This window comes from Polyangium sp. 15x6 (assembly GCF_029960785.1).
GTDB lineage: Bacteria > Myxococcota_A > Polyangia > Polyangiales > Polyangiaceae > Polyangium.
Genome location: NZ_JASBQE010000131.1, coordinates 1 through 19,955 on the forward strand (window position 1 = coordinate 1; position 19,955 = coordinate 19,955).

Annotated in this window: 15 protein-coding genes; 10 read left to right on the forward strand and 5 right to left on the reverse strand. The window is 68.1% G+C overall.

Going from position 1 to position 19,955, the window contains the following annotated elements; translation table 11 throughout:
- Window positions 1-231, reverse strand: a 231-nt coding sequence (locus QHF83_RS47545; RefSeq protein ID WP_282424781.1) for a hypothetical protein, incomplete at its 3' end; no start/stop codon positions are given.
- A gap of 460 nt (window positions 232-691) precedes the next feature.
- On the opposite strand from QHF83_RS47545, the gene QHF83_RS47550 reads away from it, so the two are divergent.
- The 6 genes from QHF83_RS47550 to QHF83_RS47575 all read left to right on the forward strand — a co-directional run bounded on the left by QHF83_RS47550 (window position 692) and on the right by QHF83_RS47575 (window position 10,688).
- Window positions 692-1,858, forward strand: a complete 1,167-nt coding sequence (locus tag QHF83_RS47550) for an ATP-binding cassette domain-containing protein (protein WP_282424782.1) — start codon at window positions 692-694, stop codon at window positions 1,856-1,858.
- Window positions 1,859-1,864: 6 nt separating this feature from the next.
- Window positions 1,865-2,602: an ABC transporter permease gene (locus tag QHF83_RS47555; protein WP_282424783.1), complete on the forward strand. Its 738-nt coding sequence runs from the start codon at window positions 1,865-1,867 to the stop codon at window positions 2,600-2,602.
- A gap of 10 nt (window positions 2,603-2,612) precedes the next feature.
- Window positions 2,613-4,454: a Gldg family protein gene (locus QHF83_RS47560; RefSeq protein ID WP_282424784.1), complete on the forward strand. Its 1,842-nt coding sequence runs from the start codon at window positions 2,613-2,615 to the stop codon at window positions 4,452-4,454.
- A gap of 21 nt (window positions 4,455-4,475) precedes the next feature.
- On the forward strand, window positions 4,476-5,555 hold the full coding sequence (locus tag QHF83_RS47565; protein WP_282424785.1) for a DUF4340 domain-containing protein: 1,080 nt from the start codon (window positions 4,476-4,478) through the stop codon (window positions 5,553-5,555).
- Between the two features lie 121 nt (window positions 5,556-5,676).
- Window positions 5,677-8,145 carry a phenylalanine--tRNA ligase subunit beta gene (gene pheT, locus QHF83_RS47570; protein WP_282424786.1) on the forward strand — a complete coding sequence of 823 codons (2,469 nt, stop codon included), beginning with the start codon at window positions 5,677-5,679 and terminating at the stop codon, window positions 8,143-8,145.
- 260 nt (window positions 8,146-8,405) lie between these two features.
- Complete coding sequence (locus QHF83_RS47575) at window positions 8,406-10,688, forward strand: CapA family protein (protein WP_282424787.1); 2,283 nt, start codon at window positions 8,406-8,408, stop codon at window positions 10,686-10,688.
- On the opposite strand, the gene QHF83_RS47580 is transcribed toward QHF83_RS47575, so the two are convergent.
- The 4 genes from QHF83_RS47580 to QHF83_RS47595 all read right to left on the reverse strand — a co-directional run bounded on the left by QHF83_RS47580 (window position 10,685) and on the right by QHF83_RS47595 (window position 14,174).
- Entirely contained in the window at window positions 10,685-12,736 is a 2,052-nt protein-coding gene (locus QHF83_RS47580; RefSeq protein WP_282424788.1) for an ATP-dependent DNA helicase, read from the reverse strand. The two genes, QHF83_RS47575 and QHF83_RS47580, sit on opposite strands and share 4 nt — an antisense overlap.
- 17 nt (window positions 12,737-12,753) lie before the next feature.
- Window positions 12,754-13,179: a hypothetical protein gene (locus tag QHF83_RS47585; RefSeq protein WP_282424789.1), complete on the reverse strand. Its 426-nt coding sequence runs from the start codon at window positions 13,177-13,179 to the stop codon at window positions 12,754-12,756.
- A gap of 26 nt (window positions 13,180-13,205) precedes the next feature.
- The gene (locus QHF83_RS47590) at window positions 13,206-13,541 is read right to left on the reverse strand and encodes a PilZ domain-containing protein (RefSeq protein ID WP_282424790.1); all 336 of its coding nucleotides are present in this window, start codon (window positions 13,539-13,541) and stop codon (window positions 13,206-13,208) included.
- Window positions 13,542-13,667: 126 nt separating this feature from the next.
- Window positions 13,668-14,174, reverse strand: a complete 507-nt coding sequence (locus tag QHF83_RS47595; protein WP_272423346.1) for a hypothetical protein — start codon at window positions 14,172-14,174, stop codon at window positions 13,668-13,670.
- A gap of 164 nt (window positions 14,175-14,338) precedes the next feature.
- On the opposite strand from QHF83_RS47595, the gene QHF83_RS47600 reads away from it, so the two are divergent.
- From QHF83_RS47600 to ahcY, 4 genes are all read left to right on the forward strand, one after another.
- A complete protein-coding gene (locus QHF83_RS47600; protein ID WP_282424791.1) occupies window positions 14,339-16,120 on the forward strand; it encodes a peptidylprolyl isomerase in 1,782 nt (593 codons plus the stop codon).
- A 35-nt stretch (window positions 16,121-16,155) separates the two neighbouring features.
- A complete protein-coding gene (locus QHF83_RS47605) occupies window positions 16,156-17,439 on the forward strand; it encodes a pitrilysin family protein (protein WP_282424792.1) in 1,284 nt (427 codons plus the stop codon).
- 125 nt (window positions 17,440-17,564) lie between these two features.
- Window positions 17,565-18,614 carry a methyltransferase gene (locus tag QHF83_RS47610; protein WP_282424793.1) on the forward strand — a complete coding sequence of 350 codons (1,050 nt, stop codon included), beginning with the start codon at window positions 17,565-17,567 and terminating at the stop codon, window positions 18,612-18,614.
- Window positions 18,611-19,921 carry an adenosylhomocysteinase gene (gene ahcY, locus QHF83_RS47615; protein ID WP_282424794.1) on the forward strand — a complete coding sequence of 437 codons (1,311 nt, stop codon included), beginning with the start codon at window positions 18,611-18,613 and terminating at the stop codon, window positions 19,919-19,921. Before QHF83_RS47610 ends, ahcY begins: the two co-directional genes overlap by 4 nt.
- The last annotated feature ends 34 nt before the right edge of the window (window positions 19,922-19,955 follow it).

Below are 19,955 nucleotides of genomic sequence, written 5' to 3' on the forward strand. Positions count from 1 at the left end.
GCAGGTCGCGCCGCCGCCGGAGCCACCCGAGCCGCCCGCGCCGCCTGCGCCGCCGGTGCCGCCCGCGCCGCCAGGGCCGGGACCCGCGGGGCCCTGCGCGCCGCTACCGCCGTCGCCGCCCGAGGGGTTGTTGTTCTCCTCCGCGCGACACGCCGCGGAGAGGACGACACAAAGCCCGAGCGCGCACGCCGCGCTCGTACCCAGAAAAGACCACTGCTTCCGAAGGGACATGAAGGAACCTCCTGCTCGCCGCTCCCTGCGCCGAAGAAAGATTCTCCGACCCTACCACCGCCCCCTTCCCCCCGCCCGTGCGTCCCGCCGTCCCGGCTCCCTCCGCCCTCCTCGCCGCTTCCGCGCCGCCCTTGTCTTCCAGCCCCGCCGCCGCTTTCCCGCACCTCGCCCCTTCCGCGTCCGCCGCTCGGGGCAAGTATGCAGAACCACACATATCTGGACGTGGGGACCGGGAATAAAGCCGTTCGATGGGGGTTTGGGCCGCGCGATCGACGTCACCATGGCGTTGACACGGATCCGCCCACCGCTAGGATGCGCGCCGTTCACTCGGGCCAGATCGTCAAGATCGCGAGATCCCGAGCCGAGGGGCGCCGCCGTGAGGCTCTGGCGGACCCTCACCTGGTTTTACCGTGCAGCGACAAAGGGCGCTTAGGTTCGCGCTCTACCGAAGGAGGTCGGATTGTCTACCGACGTGATGATCGAGGCCAATGGGCTCACCAAGCGATACGGGGCGTTTCGCGCGCTCGACAAGGTGAGCTTCGAGGTCCACCGCGGGGAGGTGGTGGGCTTTCTCGGCCCGAACGGCGCCGGCAAGTCCACGACGATGCGCATTCTCACCTGCTTCATTTCCGCCACCGGCGGGACGGCGCGGGTGCATGGCTACGACGTATTCGACGATCCCCTCGAGGTCCGGAAGAAGATCGGCTACCTGCCCCAGCGCGCGCCCCTCTACGGGGAAATGAACGTCTGGGAGTACCTGAGCTTCGTCGCGGACATGCGTGGGCTCGAGACGTCCACGTTCAAGAAGCGCATGAAGAACATCGTCGAGGTCTGCGGCCTCGCGACGAGCCTCGGCAAGGACATCCGCGACCTGTCGCACGGCTATCGACAGCGCGTCGGCCTCGCCCAGGCGCTCGTGCACGACCCGCCGATCCTCATCCTCGACGAGCCGACGAGCGACCTCGACCCGAACGAGAAGGCCGAGGTCATCAAGTACATCCAGGAGATCGGTAAGGAGCGCACGATCCTCCTGTCGACGCACAACCTCTCCGAGGTCGAGCAGGCCTGTGCCCGCGCGATCATCGTCTCCAAGGGGCGCATCGTCGCCGACGGCCCGCTCGAGGAGATCCGCGCGAAGAGCGGCCGGGTCCGCTACGTGGTCCAGGTGCACGAGAAGCGCGTCTTCGAGGGAAGCCCCGCGAAGAAGGCGCCGAGCGCCGAGGAAGTGCAGGCGGCCCTCGAGAAGCTGCCCGGCGTGACGAGCGTGGTGGAGCTGCCGACGGACGATCGCGCGCACAGCTTCCAGCTCGCGGGCGCGCAGGACGGCGACATCCGCGCGGAGATCTTCCAGCTCATGGTCTCGAAGGGCTGGCTGCTCCTCGAGATGCGTCGTGAAGCGCAGAAGCTCGAGGACGTGTTCAAGGCGCTCACGAAGAACGACGAGCGTCGCGATCGTGGCCGTCCCATCGTCGAGGACGACGAGGACGAGGCCGAGGCGGCCGGCGCCGAAGAGGACGAGGACGAGGACGAGGACGAGTCCGCCGAAGACGAGTCCGACGAGGACGCGTCCGACGAGGACGAGGACGAAGACGAGTCCGACGAGGACGACAAGAAGAAGAAGGGCTGAACGCCGATGGGCACCACATTCATCATCGCGAAGCGCGAGTTCCGCTCGAACTTCGACTCGACGCTGGCCTACGTCGTGATCTGCCTCGGGCTGATCCTGCTGGGCTTCGTGTTCTTCGAGTTCGGGGGCGGCTTCTGGCAGCAGGACCGGGCCTCGCTCGTGCAGATCTTCGCGCAGGCGCCGCGGGGTTTGTCGTTCCTGATCATCCCCGTCGTGACGATGCGCCTGCTCGCGGAGGAGAAGCGCTCGGGCACGCTCGAGATGCTGATCACCCTGCCCGTGAAGGATCACGAGGTGATCCTGGGCAAGTTCCTCGGGGCGTGGGGGCTCGTGCTCCTGCTCGTCGCCTCGACGCTGCTCTACCCGATGCTCATGTTCTGGAGGCCCTGGGATCTCGGCCCGCTCGACATGGGCCCGGTCTACTCGGGCTACCTCGGCCTCCTGCTCTACAGCGCGGCGGCCGTCTCGATCGGCCTTCTGATCTCGGCGCTCGCGGAGAGCCAGACGGTCGCGTTCTTCATCACCTTCGTGGTGCTCTTCGCGCTTCACATGGTCGGCAGCGTGGCGGACAAGATGCCGACGCCCTGGCTGCGCGAAGCCATCTCGTTCATCAGCTTCGACACCCGCCTCGTGCCCTTCGCGAAGGGCATGATCAACACCCGTGACATCGTCTATTTCGCCTCGATCGCGGTCGGCTGCCTGATGGCGGCGTTCCGCGCGCTCGAGCGCCGGAAGTGGGCATAGGAGGAAGGCCATGGAACGCAAGACCAAGGCCAGAGCGGCTACCGGCGTTTATCTCGTCCTCGTCGCGGCGATCCTCGTCGTCGTGAACGTCATCGCGTTCATCCAGAACAAGCGCTTCGACGTGACGAAGAACGAGCGGTTCACCCTGTCGAAGGGCTCGGCGCGCCTCGTGTCCGAGGGCCTCAAGCAAGACCTGCAGGTCGACGTCTACGTGACGCGCGGCGGCCCCAAGCAGGAGGCCTTCATCCAGGACCTCGTCGACCTGATGAACGAGTACGAGCGCGGCTCGAACGGCAAGTTCAAGTACACGCTCATCGAGCCGAAGACCGAGGAGCAGCGCACGGCCGCGAAGGAAGCGGGCCTGCAGGAAGCGGCCTTCGGTGAGGGCAGCGAGACGGGCCAGGATCAGGCCACGATCACGCGCGGCTTCATGGGCATCGCCTTCAAGTACGGCAGCGAGAAAGAGGCGATCCCGATACTGTCGGCGGATCAGTCGCAGGGCCTCGAATTCTGGATCACCAACAAGATCCGGGAGCTCCGCGACCGCGCCGACAACGTCTACCAGAAGTACGGCGTCATCACGGGCAAGGACGAGATCAAGCTGACCGACACGAACCTCGTGGCGGCGCAGCCCGGCCGCGGCGGCGGCCCCTCGATGAAGGGGATCCTCGACCAGGCGCTGCCCTTCTACAAGATCGAGGAGGTCGACCTGCAGAACGGCGACGCCGAGATCAACAAGGAGCTCGCGGGCATCATCATCACGCAGCCCGCGAAGGACTACACGGAGAAGGAGCTCCGCCGCATCGATCAGTTCCTCATGGAGGGGAACAAGTCGGTCGTGGTGATCGCGGGCGCCGTGAACCTCAAGGCCTCCGACGCGGCGATGAAGGCCGAGCTGAACCTCCATGGCCTGGACAAACTGCTCGACGGCTACGGCGTCGAGATGAAGAAGGAAGCGATCATGGACTGGGGTCGCCCCGTCCGCATCGCGGTCCCGACGCAGACCGGCCAGGTCATCGGCATCATCGGCTACGGCATGGCGCACGCGCAGCACGTCGACGGCCTCGGCGAGGCCGAGCAGACGCTCGACTCGTCGTTCGCCGGCTTCTTCCGCATCGAGGAGCTCGCGTTCCCCTTCCCCTCGACGCTCGTCGCGCACCCGGAGAAGCAGCCGGGCGCGCAGATGAAGGTGGTCGCTCGCTCCACGCCGCGCACCACGGTCGACACCTCCGACGCGATCGACCTCAAGTTCTCCGCGCAGGCCAAGCCGAAGGGCGAGTACGGCCAGCGCGCGATGGCCGTCGCGCTCGAGGGCAAGATCAAGAGCGCGTTCGGCGGCGCGGGTGAGGGCATCGAGACGCCGGCCGAGTCGAAGGACAAGAGCCGCCTGCTCGTGATCAGCGCCTCGCAGTTCCTCGCGAACCCCTACGCGCGCTCGGGCAACGCGCCCCCGATGCCGCCGCAGATGATGATGATGGGCGGCATGGGCGGCGACGAGGATCTGCAGATGCTCTCGATGCCGTACGCTCAGAACTACCTGACGGCGACGATCCTCGCGTTCAAGAACGTCCTCGACTGGATGAGCGGCGACAGCGATCTCATCGCGACGAGCGCGAAGCTCCTCCAGGAGCCGAAGCTCACGTACGCGAACATCGAGGCGCCGAAGATCGACGCGACGGACGACGAGGCGACGGCGACGAAGAAGGCCGAGGACTATCGCCTCGAGCGCAAGAAGACGCAGACGCGGGTGCAGTGGTCGCTCACGCTCTTCGGACCCTTGCTCTTCGCGGCGTTTGGCCTCTTCCGCTGGTGGCGGCGTGAGAACGCGCGGGCTTCCATCCGACTCGACTGACGACGAAGACGAAGGACACCCATGAAGACCGAGCACAAGATCTACGTGGCGATCGGCGTCCTCGCGGCCCTCGGCGGCGGCCTCTACGCCACGAGGCAGACGAAGCAGAAGGAGATGTCGGCCCACTCCGCGACCGCGGCGACGGCCGACTTCCCGGCCCTCGCGCCCTCGAAGGACGACGTCGAGGCGATCACCAAGATCGAGATCAAGAACGCCGACAAATCGAGCGTCACGCTGGAGAAGAAGGGCGACGCATGGGAGCTCGTGGCCCCCGTGTCCGCCAAGGCGAACGCTTCGAACGTGCGGTCACTCCTCGACAACTTGAAGGAGATCAAGGTCAAGGAGAGCATCGACCGCGGCACGGGCACCTACAAGCAGTACGAGCTCGACGACGAGAAGGGCGTCCACGTCCTCGCCTACAAGGGCGACGGCAAGATCTTCGACGCCTACTTCGGCAAGAGCGGCTCTCGCGGCCAGCTCGCGCGCGTCGGCGGCAAGGACGGCGTGTGGGTGGTCGGCGGCTACTCGAACTTCCTCTACACGCGTGAGGTCAAGAACTGGCGCGAGACGTCGATCCTCAAGTTCGAGGACGCGAACGTGATCCAGGTGTCCGTGACCAACGCGAACGGCCAGTTCAGCTTCTCGAAGAACGACGAGAAGTGGGCGGGCTCGTACGCGAAGCGCGACAAGGACAAGAAGCTCGAGAAGCCCGAGAAGAAGTGGGAAAAATTCGACGAGGCCAAGGTCAAGGACATGCTGCGCGCATACAAGTCCCTGACCGCCGAGGACTTCGGTGACGAGAAATCGGACACCGGGCTCGACGGGGCCGAGACGAACGGCGGCGTGGTCCAGATCAAGCTCAAGGACAACGCCGGCGACATCACGGTCAAGGTCGGCAAGACGAGCAAGGGCTCGAGCCGCTTCGCCCAGAAAGAGGGCGGGGACGGCACGGTGTACGTGATCTCGTCGTGGTCCGGTGACTGGGCCACGGCGGATCGCGCCAAGTTCGAGAAGTCCGACGACAAGAAGAAGGACGAAAAGAAGGGCGAGGGCGGCGAGGACGACGGCCACGGCCACGACGCGCCCCCCGAGCTGCAGTGAAAAAGGGCCTTTAGGTCCGAGACGGAAGGAGGCTCCTTCGCAAGAAGGAGCCTTCGTCGTTTTGTGGCCCCGGTCGAGAAAGCTTGACCGGACGTTTCATGCGTTTTAGGCCGCAGGGGTCATGAAGGCCTCTTACCGCTGGATTCGCGAGCTCATCCCCGGTCTCGACGCTTCTCCCGAGGAGATCGGGCGGCGTCTGACGCACGCCGGGATCGAGGTCGAGGCGATCACCGAGTTCGGCGAGGGCACGAAGACGCTCGTCGTGGCCGAGGTGAAGGCCTACGAGGCGCACCCGTCGCGGGCGAAGCTCAAGCTCGTCACGATCAACCGAGGCGGCGCCGAGCAACGCATCGTCTGCGGCGCGCCGAACGTGCCCGAGCCGGGCGGCCTCGTGGCCTTCGCGCCCCTCGGTGCGCACCTGCCGGCCGTGAACATGACGCTCACGCCGCGCGAGATCGGCGGCGTCGTCAGCGAGGGCATGCTCTGCTCCGAGCGCGAGCTCGGGCTCTCGGCGATCGCGAGCAAGGAAGAGGACGCGGGCATCATCATCCTGCCGAAGGGCCTCGCCGCGCCGGGTACGCCGCTGCGCGAGGCCATGCCCGAGGTGCACGACTACATCCTCCACCTTGGTTTGACCCCCAACCGTCCTGACGCGCTCGGCCACATCGGCCTCGCCCGCGAGATCGCGGCGCTCTTCAACCTGCCGTGGAAGCGACCCACGCCGAGAGCGCCCGCGCGGTTCGCCGAAGGCGAGACGGTGTCGCGCCACGTGTCCGTGCGGATTGACGACACCGAGCGTTGTCCGCGGTACGGCGCGGGCCTCGTGCTCGGCGCGACGATCGGTCCCTCGCCGACGTGGCTGCGCTACCGGCTGGAGAGCCTGGGCGTTCGTTCGATCTCGAACGTCGTCGACGTGACGAACCTCGTGCTGCTCGAGTACGGGCAGCCGATGCACGCGTTCGATCTGAACGACGTGCGCGGCGGCCAGATCATCGTGCGCCGCGCCACGTCGGGCGAGCCGCTGAAGACGCTCGACGGTGAAGATCGCAAGCTCGACGTGGACGACCTCGTCATCGCGGACGCCGAGGGGCCGACCGCGCTCGCGGGCATCATGGGCGGCGCGAACAGCGAGATCCACGGAAGCACCACGCGTGTGCTCCTCGAATGCGCTTACTTCGCGCCGCGCGGCGTGCGGCGCACCGCGCGCCGGCACGGCATGCACACCGAGTCGAGCCACCGCTTCGAGCGCGGCGTCGATCACGGCTCGCTCGAAGACGCGCTCGCCTACGCGACGACGCTGCTCACGGAGCTCGCGGGCGGCGCGGCGGCGCGCGAGCCGATCCTCGCGGGCGTGAAGATCCCGGCCCGCGAGCCCGTGCGCCTGCGCGCCGCACGCATGAACGCGCTGCTCGGCACGGACGTCCCGCTCCCCGAGGCGACGGACATCCTCACGCGCCTCGGCTTCGAGGTCCGCGACACGCACGGCGAGGGTGAAGCCGCGTACGCCGACGTCGTCCCGCCCCCGCACCGGCCCGACATCGCCGGCGAGGCCGATCTCGTCGAGGAGGTCGTGCGCGTGCGTGGCCTCGGCACCGTGCCGACCGTGCTCCCGGCCCTGCGCCCGCAGCCTCCGCGTCATGCGTTCGACCTCTCGCTCCGCGTGCGCGGCGCGGCCGTCTCCGTCGGTTTGTCGGAGGCGATCACGTACGGCTTCGTCTCTCCCGAGGAGATCGAGGCGCTCGGCCTGCCGCCCGCGCCGTTCCGCCTCTTGAACCCGCTCACGCAGGATCGCGCCGTGATGCGCACGTCGCTCCTGCCGGGCCTGCTCGAGGCCGTGCGACGCGCCCGCAGGCACGGCGTCCCCGACGCACGGCTCTTCACGGTCGGCGCGCGTTTCCTCGCCGACCCTGCGCGCGCGCCGCTCGCCGACGAGGCCCCCTCGTTCGCCGCGGTGCTCGCCGGTTACCGCCGCTCGCCGCTGCAAAAGCCGGTCGAGGTCGACGTGTACGACGCGAAGGGTGTGGCCCTCGAGATCGTCGAGCGCGTCACGCACGAGAAGGCCGACGTCGCGCACCAACCCGAGGCGACCCGCGCGCCGTACCTGCACCCGCGCGCCGCGGGGCACGTCCTCGTGAAGGGCCGCGTCGTGGGCGCGTTTGGTGTCCTGCACCCCGACGTCGTCGACAAGCTCGACCTCGGCGGCTCCGCGGTCGTCGTCGAGCTCGATCTCCGCGCCCTCGCCGAGGTCGGGGCAGCGCGCCCGCAGTACCGCCCGATCCCGACCCTCCCCGCGGCCACGCGCGACATCGCGCTGACTGTCCGCGACGAGGTCGAGGCCGGCGCGGTCGGCGCGGCCATCCGCGAGGCCGGCGGCGACCTCTGCGAGTCCGTCGAGGTCTTCGACCTCTTCCGCGGCGGCAGCATCCCCGCGGGCCACCGCTCGCTCGCCTTCCACGTCATCTACCGCGACCCGCGCGCCGCCACCGACCCCGAGAAGGCCCGCACGCTCACGGACGAGGAAGTCGACCGGCGGCACAAGTCCGTCGTCGAGACCGTCCACGCCCGCTTCGGCGCCACGCTCCGCGCCTGAGCTCCGTCCGTCCTCCGTGCAGAATGTCCACAAAATTCCTGCCTCGCTGCGGGAAAGGACACCCGTTCGCGTGCGGCCGTAGCGTCCGCGCCCTCTCCACGAGGGTTCTCGGCGCGAACGATTGACGGGCTCGGTCCAGCCGGAAAAGACTGAAATTTCCTATCGGGGCCCGCGAGCGCTCGCGTCGAACCCGGCCCTTCCATCCTCGCGAGCGCTCTCCGGTCCCTGTTCGACCCCTCTAGGACGGCACGGAGCGCACCATGGCTGAGACCCGCATCACCGGTAAACACCTTCGGGCAGGGCTCGTGTGGCTCGGCGTCGCGAGCGCCTTCGCGCCGGCGGTGGCGCTCGCGCAGCCTTACGTGTTCGACACGAGCGAAGCCACGTTCGACACGACATACGAGCAGACCCTCATCAGCCTGAGCGGCACGGTCAAGAACCGCTCGGGCCAGGCCCTCTCGGGCGCCACGGTGACCGTCCTCGCCTGGGGCGACGGCGCGGCGAACGCGAACAAGACGGCCACCACGAACGCGTCCGGCGGCTTCACGATCACGGGCCTCCGGCGCCGGAACGTGCTGCTCAAGATCACCGCCTCCGGCCATTACAGCGAGATCGTCCCCGTCGACCTGCACCGGCCGACGAGCGAGACGATCACGAGCACGGGCACGATCTCCATGAACCCGACGAAGACGGGCCGCGTGCGCCTGATCTTCGGCGGCGACACCATGATGGGCCGCCGCTTCACGGACCTCGACGCCGACGGCGTCGAAGGCGAGGCGGGTGACCTCATCCGACCCGCGAGCCGCGCGGCCGACGCGCAGGCCCTCTACGCCTACGTGCGCGACGCGCTCGCCTCCGCGGACTACACGGTCGTCAACCTCGAGTCCCCGGTCACCTCGGACTCGACCACTCCGCATCCGTACAAGGACTACACGTTCTTCTCGTACCCCGAGACGCTCGCGGGCCTCACGTACGCGGGCATCGACGGCGTCAGCCTCGCGAACAACCACATCTTCGACTACCTCACGACCGGCGTGACCGACTCGATGCTCCACGTCTCGAACGCGGGGCTCGACTGGTGCGGCGTGGGCTCGAACGAGACGAACGCCGAGGGCACCACGATCTTCCGCTCGTTCAACAACGTGCCGCTCTCGCTGCTCGGCTTCAGCGAGCTCGTCTCCGACGGATCGACGGAGCTCGACTACCTGCTCGTCGCCCGTGATCCGGACAAGGCCGGCGCGCTCGAAGCGTCGGCCACGAACATGAACACGTTCATCGACGACGAGACGCCCGAGCGCTTCGCGATCCCCATGATCCACGGCGGCGTGGAGTACAGCGAGTTCCCGTCGAACTCGATGCGCACGAAGTTCATCTCACTCGCGAACCGGGGCGCGGGGATCGTCGTCGCCCACCACACGCACACGGCGCAGGGCATCGGCCTCGTGAACGTGGGCGGGACGCCGAAGTTCGTGCTGATGTCCCTCGGCAACTTCGTCTTCGATCAGGACGTCCACGAGACCTTCCAGTCCATCCTCGCGGTCGCGGACGTCGACGTGCTCGCGGGCGGCGGCTTCGACGTCGCGCGGCTGGATCTCATCCCGATCAGCATCGAGGGCTACGTGCCGAAGCTCGTCGCGGGCGACGGGCTCGCGCGGATGGGTCGGCATTTCGGGCACCTGTCGACGTACCTGCCGAAGAACCCGGCCGGCCAGAACGTCGCGGACGGGCTCTCGGGCGCGGTCGTCTTCCCCGCGGGGCACCGCATCGTCGCGCTCCGATCGGCCTCGCAGTACTCGACCACCACGACGAACCAGGCGCTCAACGCGCCCGTGACGAGCCAGGCGACCGGGCCCATCGCGTTCACGCGGAACGCGCCTTCGGACTCGCTCTCCTATGTGAAGTCGAGCGCGAGCGCGACGGTCGAGTGGGGCCGCGAGCTGCTCATCAACGGGGACTTCGAGGACCTCGACGTGGACGGTGATTTCAGCGAGGGGCGTGCGTGGGACCAGAGCACGGTCCGCTACGTGGAGAACAGCGTCGTGCGCAGCGGCATGGGCGCGCTCGTGATGCTCCGCAACGCGTCGAACTCGACGGAGATCACGGTCTACAACAACAACCGCGTCTCCTTCGACGGCGGCTCGAAGCTCACGATCACGGGCTGGATTCGCGGCGACAACGCGGGCCCGTTCACGCTCACGACGCGCATGTACAGCGATAGCGGCACGATCGTGAGCACGACGGACTCGTATACGAAGACCGCGGGCACGTACGGCTGGACGCAGTTCGTCGTGAACGTCACGGCCGCCTCGAGCGCGACGAGCGCGCGCTTCTACTTCCGGACCTCGCCGCCGGCGACGGGCGAGGCGCGCGTCTTCATCGACGACTTCAGCCTCATCCGCTGGGAGAAGAGCTCGATCTACGCCTTGAACGGCTTCGAGATCCCCGCGCCGAACAACTGGAGCCACGTGCGCTTCACGAACGTCGCCTCGGGCGTCTCCTCGCTCGGCGTCACGCTCGGGCACCGCACCTTCAGCGTGCTCTAGCCTTCCGCGTCCTCTGCCAAGAGCCTCGACCAGAAGGCTTTCACCTCGTCGATGCGCTCGGTGCGCGCGGCCGGCGGTAGTCCGTCGAGCAAGAGCGCTCCGTAGCCGCGCGTCCGCACCCGTCGATCGAGGATCGCCACGATCCCGCGATCCTGCCGCGTCCGGATCAGCCGGCCGAACCCTTGCTTCAGCGTGATCGCCGCCTGCGGCACGGTGTACGTCGCGAACGGCGAGTGCCCCGCCTGCTCGATCGCCTGCGAGCGCGCGACGACCACGGGATCCGTCGGCACGGCGAACGGGATCTTGTCGATCACCACGAGCCGGAGCGCGTCGCCCGGCACGTCGACGCCTTCCCAGAAGCTCATCGTGGCCACGAGGACCGCGTGGTGCGCGGCGCGGAACTTCGAGAGCAGCATCCGCTTCGGCGCTTGTCCCTGCACCATGAGCGGCCCCGGCACCCTTCCTGCGAGCGCGCGGCCGAGCGCGACCATGGAACGGTTTGAGGTGCAAAGAACGAACGCGCCGCCCCCCACGATGTTCACGAGCTCCACGATCCGATCGGCCGACGCCGCGAGGAAGCCGGGCTCCGAGACCTCCGGCAGATCCCGCGGCGTGTAGAGCAGCGCGCGCGACGCGTAGTCGAACGGCGACGGCACGACGAGCTCGTCGACCGGCACCGTGACGCGCTCGTCGAGGCCGAGGCGCGTGCGCAAAAACCGAAAATCCCCGGCCTTCGCGGTCATCGTCGCGCTCGTCAGCACCACGCCGCCGATCCGCTCGAAGACGCCCTCGCGGAAGAGCCAGCCGACGTCGACGGCCGACGCGCCCACGGACACGGATCGCGCGCGCACCTCGACCCACGTCACCTGGCCCGACTTGCCGTCCACGATCTTCGCCGCGTCCGCGCGGAGCGTCTCGGCGCGCGTGCCCACGAGCCCGACCGCTTCCGTGATCGCGTGCGCCGACGCGTACCCCCCGAGCGCTTCGAGCGCCTCGTCGAAGTGGTGATACGCCTCGACGAGCTCCCCCGCCCACACCTCGCGCCGGAGCTCCACGCGCCCCTCGCGCGCGGCTTCGCCCCCGGCCTTCGCGACCGCCGCGAAGAACCGATCCGCCGCCTCGCGCACGAGCGCCACGATCGCGGTCCCCTCCCCTCGCCCGAGGATCCGATCGGCGAGCCCGCTCGCGATGAAGGCGCGATCGGCGTCGCGCAGCATCGAGTCGACGCGTGACCCGGAAATGCGGGTGCCAAAAAACTCGGTCGCGATGTCCTCGAGCTCGTGCGCCTCGTCGAAGATCACCGCGTCGTACGGCGGCAGCGCGCCCGCGCCGGGGACGTTGCCGCGGCCGAGCTTGAGCGAGAGATCCGCGAAGAACAGGTGGTGATTCACCACGAGCACGCGCGCCTCCTCGGCCTCGCGTTTCATGCGCGTGACGAAGCATTTTTCGAAGAACGGGCACGCCGAGCCGATGCGCGTCTCGCTCGACGAGCACACCTCGCGCCGGATCGGATCCGACTCCGCGAGCGTGACGAGCTCCGCGAGATCACCGACCTCGGTCTCCCGCGCCCACGCCTCCACGACGGGCAGCGAGCGCGAGACGGCCGCGTCGTGGTGCGACTCGGGGCTCGTTCGCAGCTCGTCGAAGCGCCGCAAGCAGAGGTAATTGCCGAGCCCCTTCACGAGCGCCGCCGACACGCGGAGCCCGAGGTACTCGGCCACGAGGGGCAGATCCTTGGCGAAGATCTGCTCTTCGAGCGCCTTCGTCGCCGTGGAGATCACGACCTTGCGGCCGCTCAGGATCGCCGGGACGAGGTACGCGAGCGTCTTGCCCGTACCCGTGCCCGCCTCGCAGAGCAGCACGCGATCTTCCTCGAGCGAGCGCTCGACCGCGTCGGCCATCGCGAGTTGCCCCTCGCGATCCTCGTAGCCCTCGAACGCGCGCGCGAGCGGCCCGTCCGAGCCGAGGAGTTTCCGCGCGCGCCCCTGCCTCCCTGGGCGCTCGGGCTGCGCCTCGAGCTCGACGTCGTCGTCTTCGTCGTCGCTCACGCCGTCGTCGTAGCGCACTACGACCGCGACGCCGCCTTCTCGAGCGAGAGCGCGAAGCCGACCTCGGCCATCGCCTCGTCGAGGCCCGCCACGCGCTTCTCGAAGGAGACCTCGAACCAGCTGTCGAGCGTGCGCTCCTCGTCGCTCGGATCCGGCAGGCGCGTGATCTGCGTCCCGACCTCGTGGTAGCCGCGCTCCCGCGCGGCGACGCCGAGCCCACGCGCGCGCTCGAACATCGCGTCGTCCGGGTCCTGCGGGAAATCGCTGCGCTGCGCGCGCAGCACGAGGCCCACCGCGACCTCGCCCGCATGCACGCGCACGCCCGAGTCCATGATGAGGTTTTCCCGCGCGCGCTCGGCGACGTGCACGACGTCACCGCGTGTGCGGAACACCTCGAACCCTGCGGCAATCAAAGCTTTTTTGACTTCGGCCGGGGTCGGCATCGTCCGATCGTTCTGGGCCCCCCAGATTATTTGGACCGGGCCCAAGGCTCGCAACTTCGAGAAGAAACGTCAAGGGGCGCCTCGGCCTCGTGCATCGCCGTCTCCGCATCGAGGAACGCGAGGCCGACGATCGCGCCGCCGAGCTCCTCCTGGATCCAGACGACCCGACCGGATCGCGAACCCTCCTCGCCGAGGCCTACCTCGAAGCACTCACCGAGCGCCACGGGCTCGTCGAGGATCGCGCGCAAACCGCCCTGGCTGAGGTTGAGCGCGAAGCCGTGCACTTCCCTCTCCCCGCGACGGAACACCACCCGCTCGGAGAACGGCCTCCGCGCCGAGGCGCGACGGTGGAACCCGGCCATGGAGGAAGAGGAAGAAGCGCACGAGGTCGGCGTCAAAGAACGGCGTTTCACGAGGCTCGGAAGCGTAGCAGCGAGCCTCGTGCTGTCAGCCTACGTACGGTTTTTCCGTTTTGGTTCGCCCAGGGCTCAATGCGTGGCGTTCGGGGCGTGGCCGCTCGAGCCGTCGTCGGGCTCCTGGTAGACCGGGGCGGGCTCGAGGACGTTGAGCTGATCGCGCTTCAGCTTGAGGCCCTTGTCCGAGAAGAAGAGGTCGTTCTCGTCGAGGCGGGATCGGACGCGGCCGATGAACAGGATCGGGTCACCCTCGCGGGTGTAGCCGAGCTGGACGATCGCGCCCTTCGGCCAGGATCCGCCGTCGAAGGTGAGCTCGCGGCGCAGCGTGTAAAAGCCTTCGGGCGTGAGCTTCTTCAACGTGCCCGCCCAGTTGAGGCCGCGGAACTCGATGCCCGGGCCGTGGAAATGCCATCGGTTGTGGATGTTGTGGTCGGGCGTGATGATCTGAGGAAGGCCGCTGTCCGAGTGATTGTGGAAATACACGATCGTGTTGGCAGGGACCTTCTGCTCGTTGCCCGGAAGCGGCTGCGACGTCAGGTAGAGCCCGCAATCCGGCAGCATGTTTTTCGGTGTGGCCATGGGACCGGGAGCTTACTCATCACGCGCCGGGCGGTCGAGCCGTTCGACGTGGCCAAAGGAGCCCTTCCCCCAGCGCCTCTCTCGTGAAGTCGTGCTATGCCGGGGCCTCGGTTATCCCTGCGAGGCTTCTGACCTCGCGCACGCCGGATGCGGAGCTCGAGCACGTGAACAAGTTGACAAGCATCCTGGGCGGCTTCGCCGTCATCGCCATCGCCCTCGTCTTCATCGTCCAGTTCCGGCCGAACGCAGGGCAACAGATGGTCGAGTCTGCGAGGTGCGCCGTGGAGATCCGCGGGGCCTGCATCTCGTCGGGCCATTACTGGGCCTCGTACCGCTTGCTCGCCCCGCGCGCCGACGCCGAGGTGTTGCGCCAGCTGAACTTCCGCAAGATCACGGCCGAGGGCCTGATCGAGCGGCAGCTTCTGAACGAGGACGCGAAGCGGCTCGGGATCACCGTCTCCGAAGAGGAGCTCAACGAGGCGCTCACCTCGGGTCGGATGCACGTCTCGATGCCGCTCGCCCCCATCACCATGCCCGACGGTCGCGTCATCGATCCCCGCGGACCCTCGTACAGGGGCCTCGGCATGGTCCGCTACCTGAACGTCAAAAATAGGCAGACCGGAAAGTTCGACCTCAAAGCATACGAGCGCGAGGTCCGCATGGTCGCCAAGATGAGCCCGCAGGACTTCCGCGAGTACCAGAAGGAAGAGATCATCGCGGCGCGCATGCGCGATCTCGTCCGTTCGCGCGCGGTCGTGGGCGAGGCCGAGGCGTTCGCGCGGTACAACCAGGACAAGTCGACGGCCACCGTCTCCTACGTCCGCCTCGACAAGCGCTTCTTCGCGGATCTCGTGGCCGACAAGTCGCAGAAGGCGATCGACGCGTGGGTCGCGCTGAACAAGGAGGAGGAGGAGCGCCAGTGGAACTCGCGCAAGTCCTCGTACCTGCCCGAGTGCCGCGTGACCCGCCACATCCTCGCCAAGATCGATCAGGACAACGCCGATCCCGAAGGCGCGAAGGCGAAGGCCAAGGAGAAGATCGAGCAGGCGAAGGCGCGGCTCGACAAGGGCGAGAGCTTCGCCGATGTGGCGCGCGCGATGAGCGAGGATGGCAGCGCGGAGCGCGGCGGCCTGCTCGGCTGTGTGACGAAGGGCAAGATGGTCAAACCCTTCGAGGACGCGATGCTCAAGGCCGAGCCCGGCAAGGTGACGGACATCGTCGAGAGCGAGTTCGGGTATCACCTCGTGCTCGTCGACAAGGTCGCGAAGGACCTCGAAGCCGAGGCCGTGGGCCGCGCCGAGGTCGACGAGGAGCTCTACCTCAAGTTCGAAACCGAGCGCCTGACGGCCGAGGCCGCGAAGGCGATCCTCGCCGCGGTGAAGGGCGGCAAGACGCTCGACCAGGCCGTCGATACCTACCTCTCCGAGCTCGAAGCGAAGGTCGCCAAGAAGGACGAGAAGAAGGACGACAAGGCCAAGAAGGACGACAAGGCCAAGAAGGACGAGAAGAAGAAGGACGAGGCCAAGAAGGACGAGGCCGCGGCCGAGTCGCCCGTGCGCAAGCACCCGCAGCGCCCCGTCGTCGAGTCGAGCCTCCCGTTCAACTCTTCGGGTAGCCCCATCCCGGGCATGATGCCGGGCTCCAACGCAGCGACGACGGCCTTCAAGCTGGAGAAGCCGGGCGACGCCGCGGACGAGATCGTCCAGCTCTTCAACGGCTACGCCGTGATGGTCCTGAAGGAGAAGAAGCCTGCCTCGAAGGAAGACTGGGAGAAGGATCGCCCGATGTTCATGGCCCAGTTCCGCGAGGAGAAGCAGGAGGACGCGCTCGTCGCTTACATCTCGCGCCTGCGCAACACGCTCGGGACGGAGATCAAGTTCGGCGGCGCGGAGTTCACGACGGAATCCAAGCCCGCCAAGGAAGGCGCCGAGGACCTCGGCGAGTAGCGGAACGGGCCCGGATGCATCATTCGTGAGGGCGGATGCTGATCCACCAAGACCTCGTCCTCCCGAACGGGTTGCCTCTCGTCATCGTGCCGCAGCCGAGCGTGCATCGCGCGGTCGCGGCTCTCTTCCTACGCACGGGATCCCGCTTCGAGACATCCAAGACGAACGGGATCTCGCACTTCCTGGAGCACATGGTTTTCCGTGGGACGAAGGACCTGCCTTCGGCCCACGCGCAGGCCCTCGCGTTCGAGCGGCTCGGCGGCACGCTCTACGCCGCGACCTACGTGGATCACGGCGTGATGAGCATCTCCGTGCCGCCGCGGAACTTCGAGCAGGTGATCTCTCTGCTCGGTGAGGTGACGACGGATCCGCGCTTCTCGGACCTCGAGATCGAGCGCGGGATCGTGCGGGAGGAGATCCTCGAGGATCTCGACGACGACGGCCGGATCATCGACGCGGACAACCTCGCGCGGGCCCTGATGTACCAGGATCACCCGCTCGGCTACACGATCACGGGCGGGCTCGACACGCTCGCGCTCTTCGACGCGTCGATGCTGCGCGCTCACCACGCGCGGCATTACACGGCGTCGAACGCGGTCCTCTGCCTCGCGGGCAACCTCGATCCGGATCGCGTGATCAAGGCCGCCGAGCGCGCCTTCAGCGCGATGCCCAAGGGCAGCCGCATCGCCGCGGCGCCTCCGCCGAACGGCCAGAAGAAGCCGCGCTTTTCGTTCATCGAGAACCAGTCGAGCCAGACGGAGCTCCGTGTCGCGTTCCGCGCGGTGAGCGAGAAGGACAGGCTCGAGCCGGGCGTGGAGATGCTTTTGCGCGTGCTCGACGACGGCATGTCGACGCGCCTCTACGAGCGCATCTGCGACCGGCTCGGCCTCTGTTACGACGTGTCGGGCATGTTCGAGGCATACGAGGACGACGGCGTCGTCGACATCGCCGCGGGCGCGGCGCACGAGCGCGCGACCGTCGTGCTGAAGGAGATTTTTGCGCTCGTCCACGAGCTCGCGTCCCACGGGCCGACGCCCGAAGAGCTCGACAAGGCGAAGAACCGCCACCTCTGGTCCGTCGAGGCGATGCTCGACGACGCCGAGGCCGTGGCGAGCTTCTACGGCCTCGCCGCGTTCGCGGGCATCGCGCGGACGCCGATGGCCCGGCACGAGGAGCTCGCGAGCGTCACGGTCGCCGATGTGCGGGATGCGGCCCAGCGTGTATTCCGTCCCGAACGGATGAGCACGGTCGCAGTGGGCCTGCTCAGCCGCGCGGAAGAGGGGCGGATGGAGCGGGCCGTCAAGGGATTTGGGGGATAACGCACCAGAGCGGAGGCGTACCAGGGTCGGAAGCGAGCATCGTTATTGAAGTGATTATCGAAGCGGGAGGTCGGACCGGAACGTTCTTGCATGCATGCGCATGAACGCATATAGCAAGAGACGTGATGCACGACCCGACGGGCCCGAGCGGGCGTCTGCCTTCGGACGCCGCGAGTCGGTGGGAGCTCTACCGGCTCCTCGCCGATCCGGTGCGCCCGCGGCTGCTCGCGCTGGCCGCAGCCGAAGAGCTCGGCGTCGGGGAGCTTTCGGAGCTGCTCCGGGAAGGTCAGCCGAAGATCTCGCGGCACACGGCGGCGCTGAGGGACGCGGGCCTTTTGCTCGCGCGCAAGCAAGGCACGTGGACGCTGCTCCGGCTCTCGCCAGGGGCCGCGACGGATCCGGTGGTGGCCGATGCGGTGCGGGCCGGGACCGCAGCCTGCGAGGCCGACGGGACGATGGAGCGGATCGGCGAGGTGATCGCCGGCCGCGACGCGGCGACCCGCGAGTTTTTCGCGCGCGGGGGTAGGCCGGTCCGGTCCGGGCCGCCGCTCGAGCTGGGGGCGTATCTCGCCGCGATCGCGCCGCTCCTGCCGCGTCGGGCCCTCGCGGTCGACGTGGGCACGGGCGACGGCGCGCTGCTCGAAGTGCTCTCGCCGCTCTTCGAACGTGTCATCGCGGTGGATCGCGCCGAGGCGCAGCTCGCGCTCGCGGAGGAGCGCATCCGTCGGCGCGAGCTCGCGAACGTGGAGCTCGTGCAGGGCGAGTACGACGCGCCCGAGCTCTGCGATCGCGTCGTGTCGAGGGCCGGCGACGCCGGCGGCGCGGACGTGGTCTTCGCCGCGCGCGTCTTGCATCACGCGCCGAAGCCGGCCCGCGCGATGGCCGCGCTCATGAACCTCGCGCGCCCGAGCGGCGGCGCGGTGTGCGTCCTCGACTACGAGGCGCACGACGATCAGGCCCTCTGCGAGCAGGAGGCCGATCTCTGGCAAGGCTTCGATCCCGAGACCCTGCGGCGGATGGCCGCGGACGCGGGTCTCGTGGACGTGACGATTCGCCGTCTCCCGCGCGCCTGGCAGGGAGACGGCCCGGACAGGCACCTCGTCTGGCAGCTACTGGTCGGTCGGCACAGCGAGGAAACGCAAGGGACCGCCGAGAACACGAAGAGGACACGATGAGCGAAAAACCCCGCTTCAAGGTCGCCGATCTCAGCCTCGCCGACTGGGGCCGCAAGGAGATCCGCATCGCCGAGAAGGAGATGCCCGGCCTCATGGCGCTGCGCGCCGAGTACGGCAAGCAGAAGCCCCTCGCCGGCGCCCGCATCGCGGGCTGCCTGCACATGACCATCCAGACCGCGGTCCTGATCGAGACGCTGCGCGAGCTCGGCGCCGAGGTGACCTGGACGAGCTGCAACATCTACTCGACGCAGGATCACGCGGCCGCCGCGATCGCGGCGACGGGCGTGCCCGTCTTCGCCTGGAAGGGCGAGACGCTCGAAGAGTACGACTGGTGCATCGAGCAGCAGCTCTACGCGTTCGAGGGCGGCAAAGGCCCGAACATGATCCTCGACGACGGCGGCGACCTGACCACGATGGTCCACGAGAAGTACCCGCAGCTCTTCGAGGGCCCGGATCCGGTCCGCGGCATCAGCGAGGAGACCACGACGGGCGTGAACCGGCTCTACGACATGCATCGCAAGGGCCTGCTCCGCGTGCCGTCGTTCAACGTGAACAACTCGGTCACGAAGTCGAAGTTCGACAACCTCTACGGCTGCCGCGAGTCGCTCGGCGACGGCATCAAGCGCGCGACGGACGTGATGTTCGCGGGCAAGGTCGCGGTCGTCTGCGGCTACGGCGACGTCGGCAAGGGCTGCGCGCAGTCGCTGCGCGGGCTCGGCGCGCGCGTCATCGTCACGGAGATCGACCCGATCTGCGCGCTCCAGGCTGCGATGGAGGGCTACGAGGTGCGCACGCTCGAGGCGGTCGCGCACGTCGGTGACATCTTCGTGACGGCCACGGGCTGCAAGGACGTCGTCCGCGGCGAGCACATGCTGCGGATGAAGGACGAGGCGATCCTCTGCAACATCGGCCACTTCGATTCCGAGATCCAGATCGCGTGGCTCGAGTCGAACCGCGAGATCAAAGAGGAGAACATCAAGCCGCAGGTCGACCACTTCATCTTCCCCGACGGCAAGCGCCTCATCGTGCTCGCCCGCGGCCGGCTGGTGAACCTCGGCTGCGCCACGGGGCACCCGTCGTTCGTGATGTCGACCTCGTTCTCGAACCAGGTCCTCGCCCAGATCGCGCTCTGGACCGAGAAGTATCCGCTCGGCGTGCACCTGCTCCCGAAGAAGCTCGACGAGAAGGTCGCCGCGCTGCACCTCGCCAAGCTCGGCGTCGAGCTCACGCAGCTCACGAAGGATCAAGCCGACTACATCGGCGTGCCCGTCGAGGGCCCCTTCAAGCCCGAGAACTACCGGTACTGACGGCGGACGGCCGCGGCGTTTCCTCCAGGCGCGC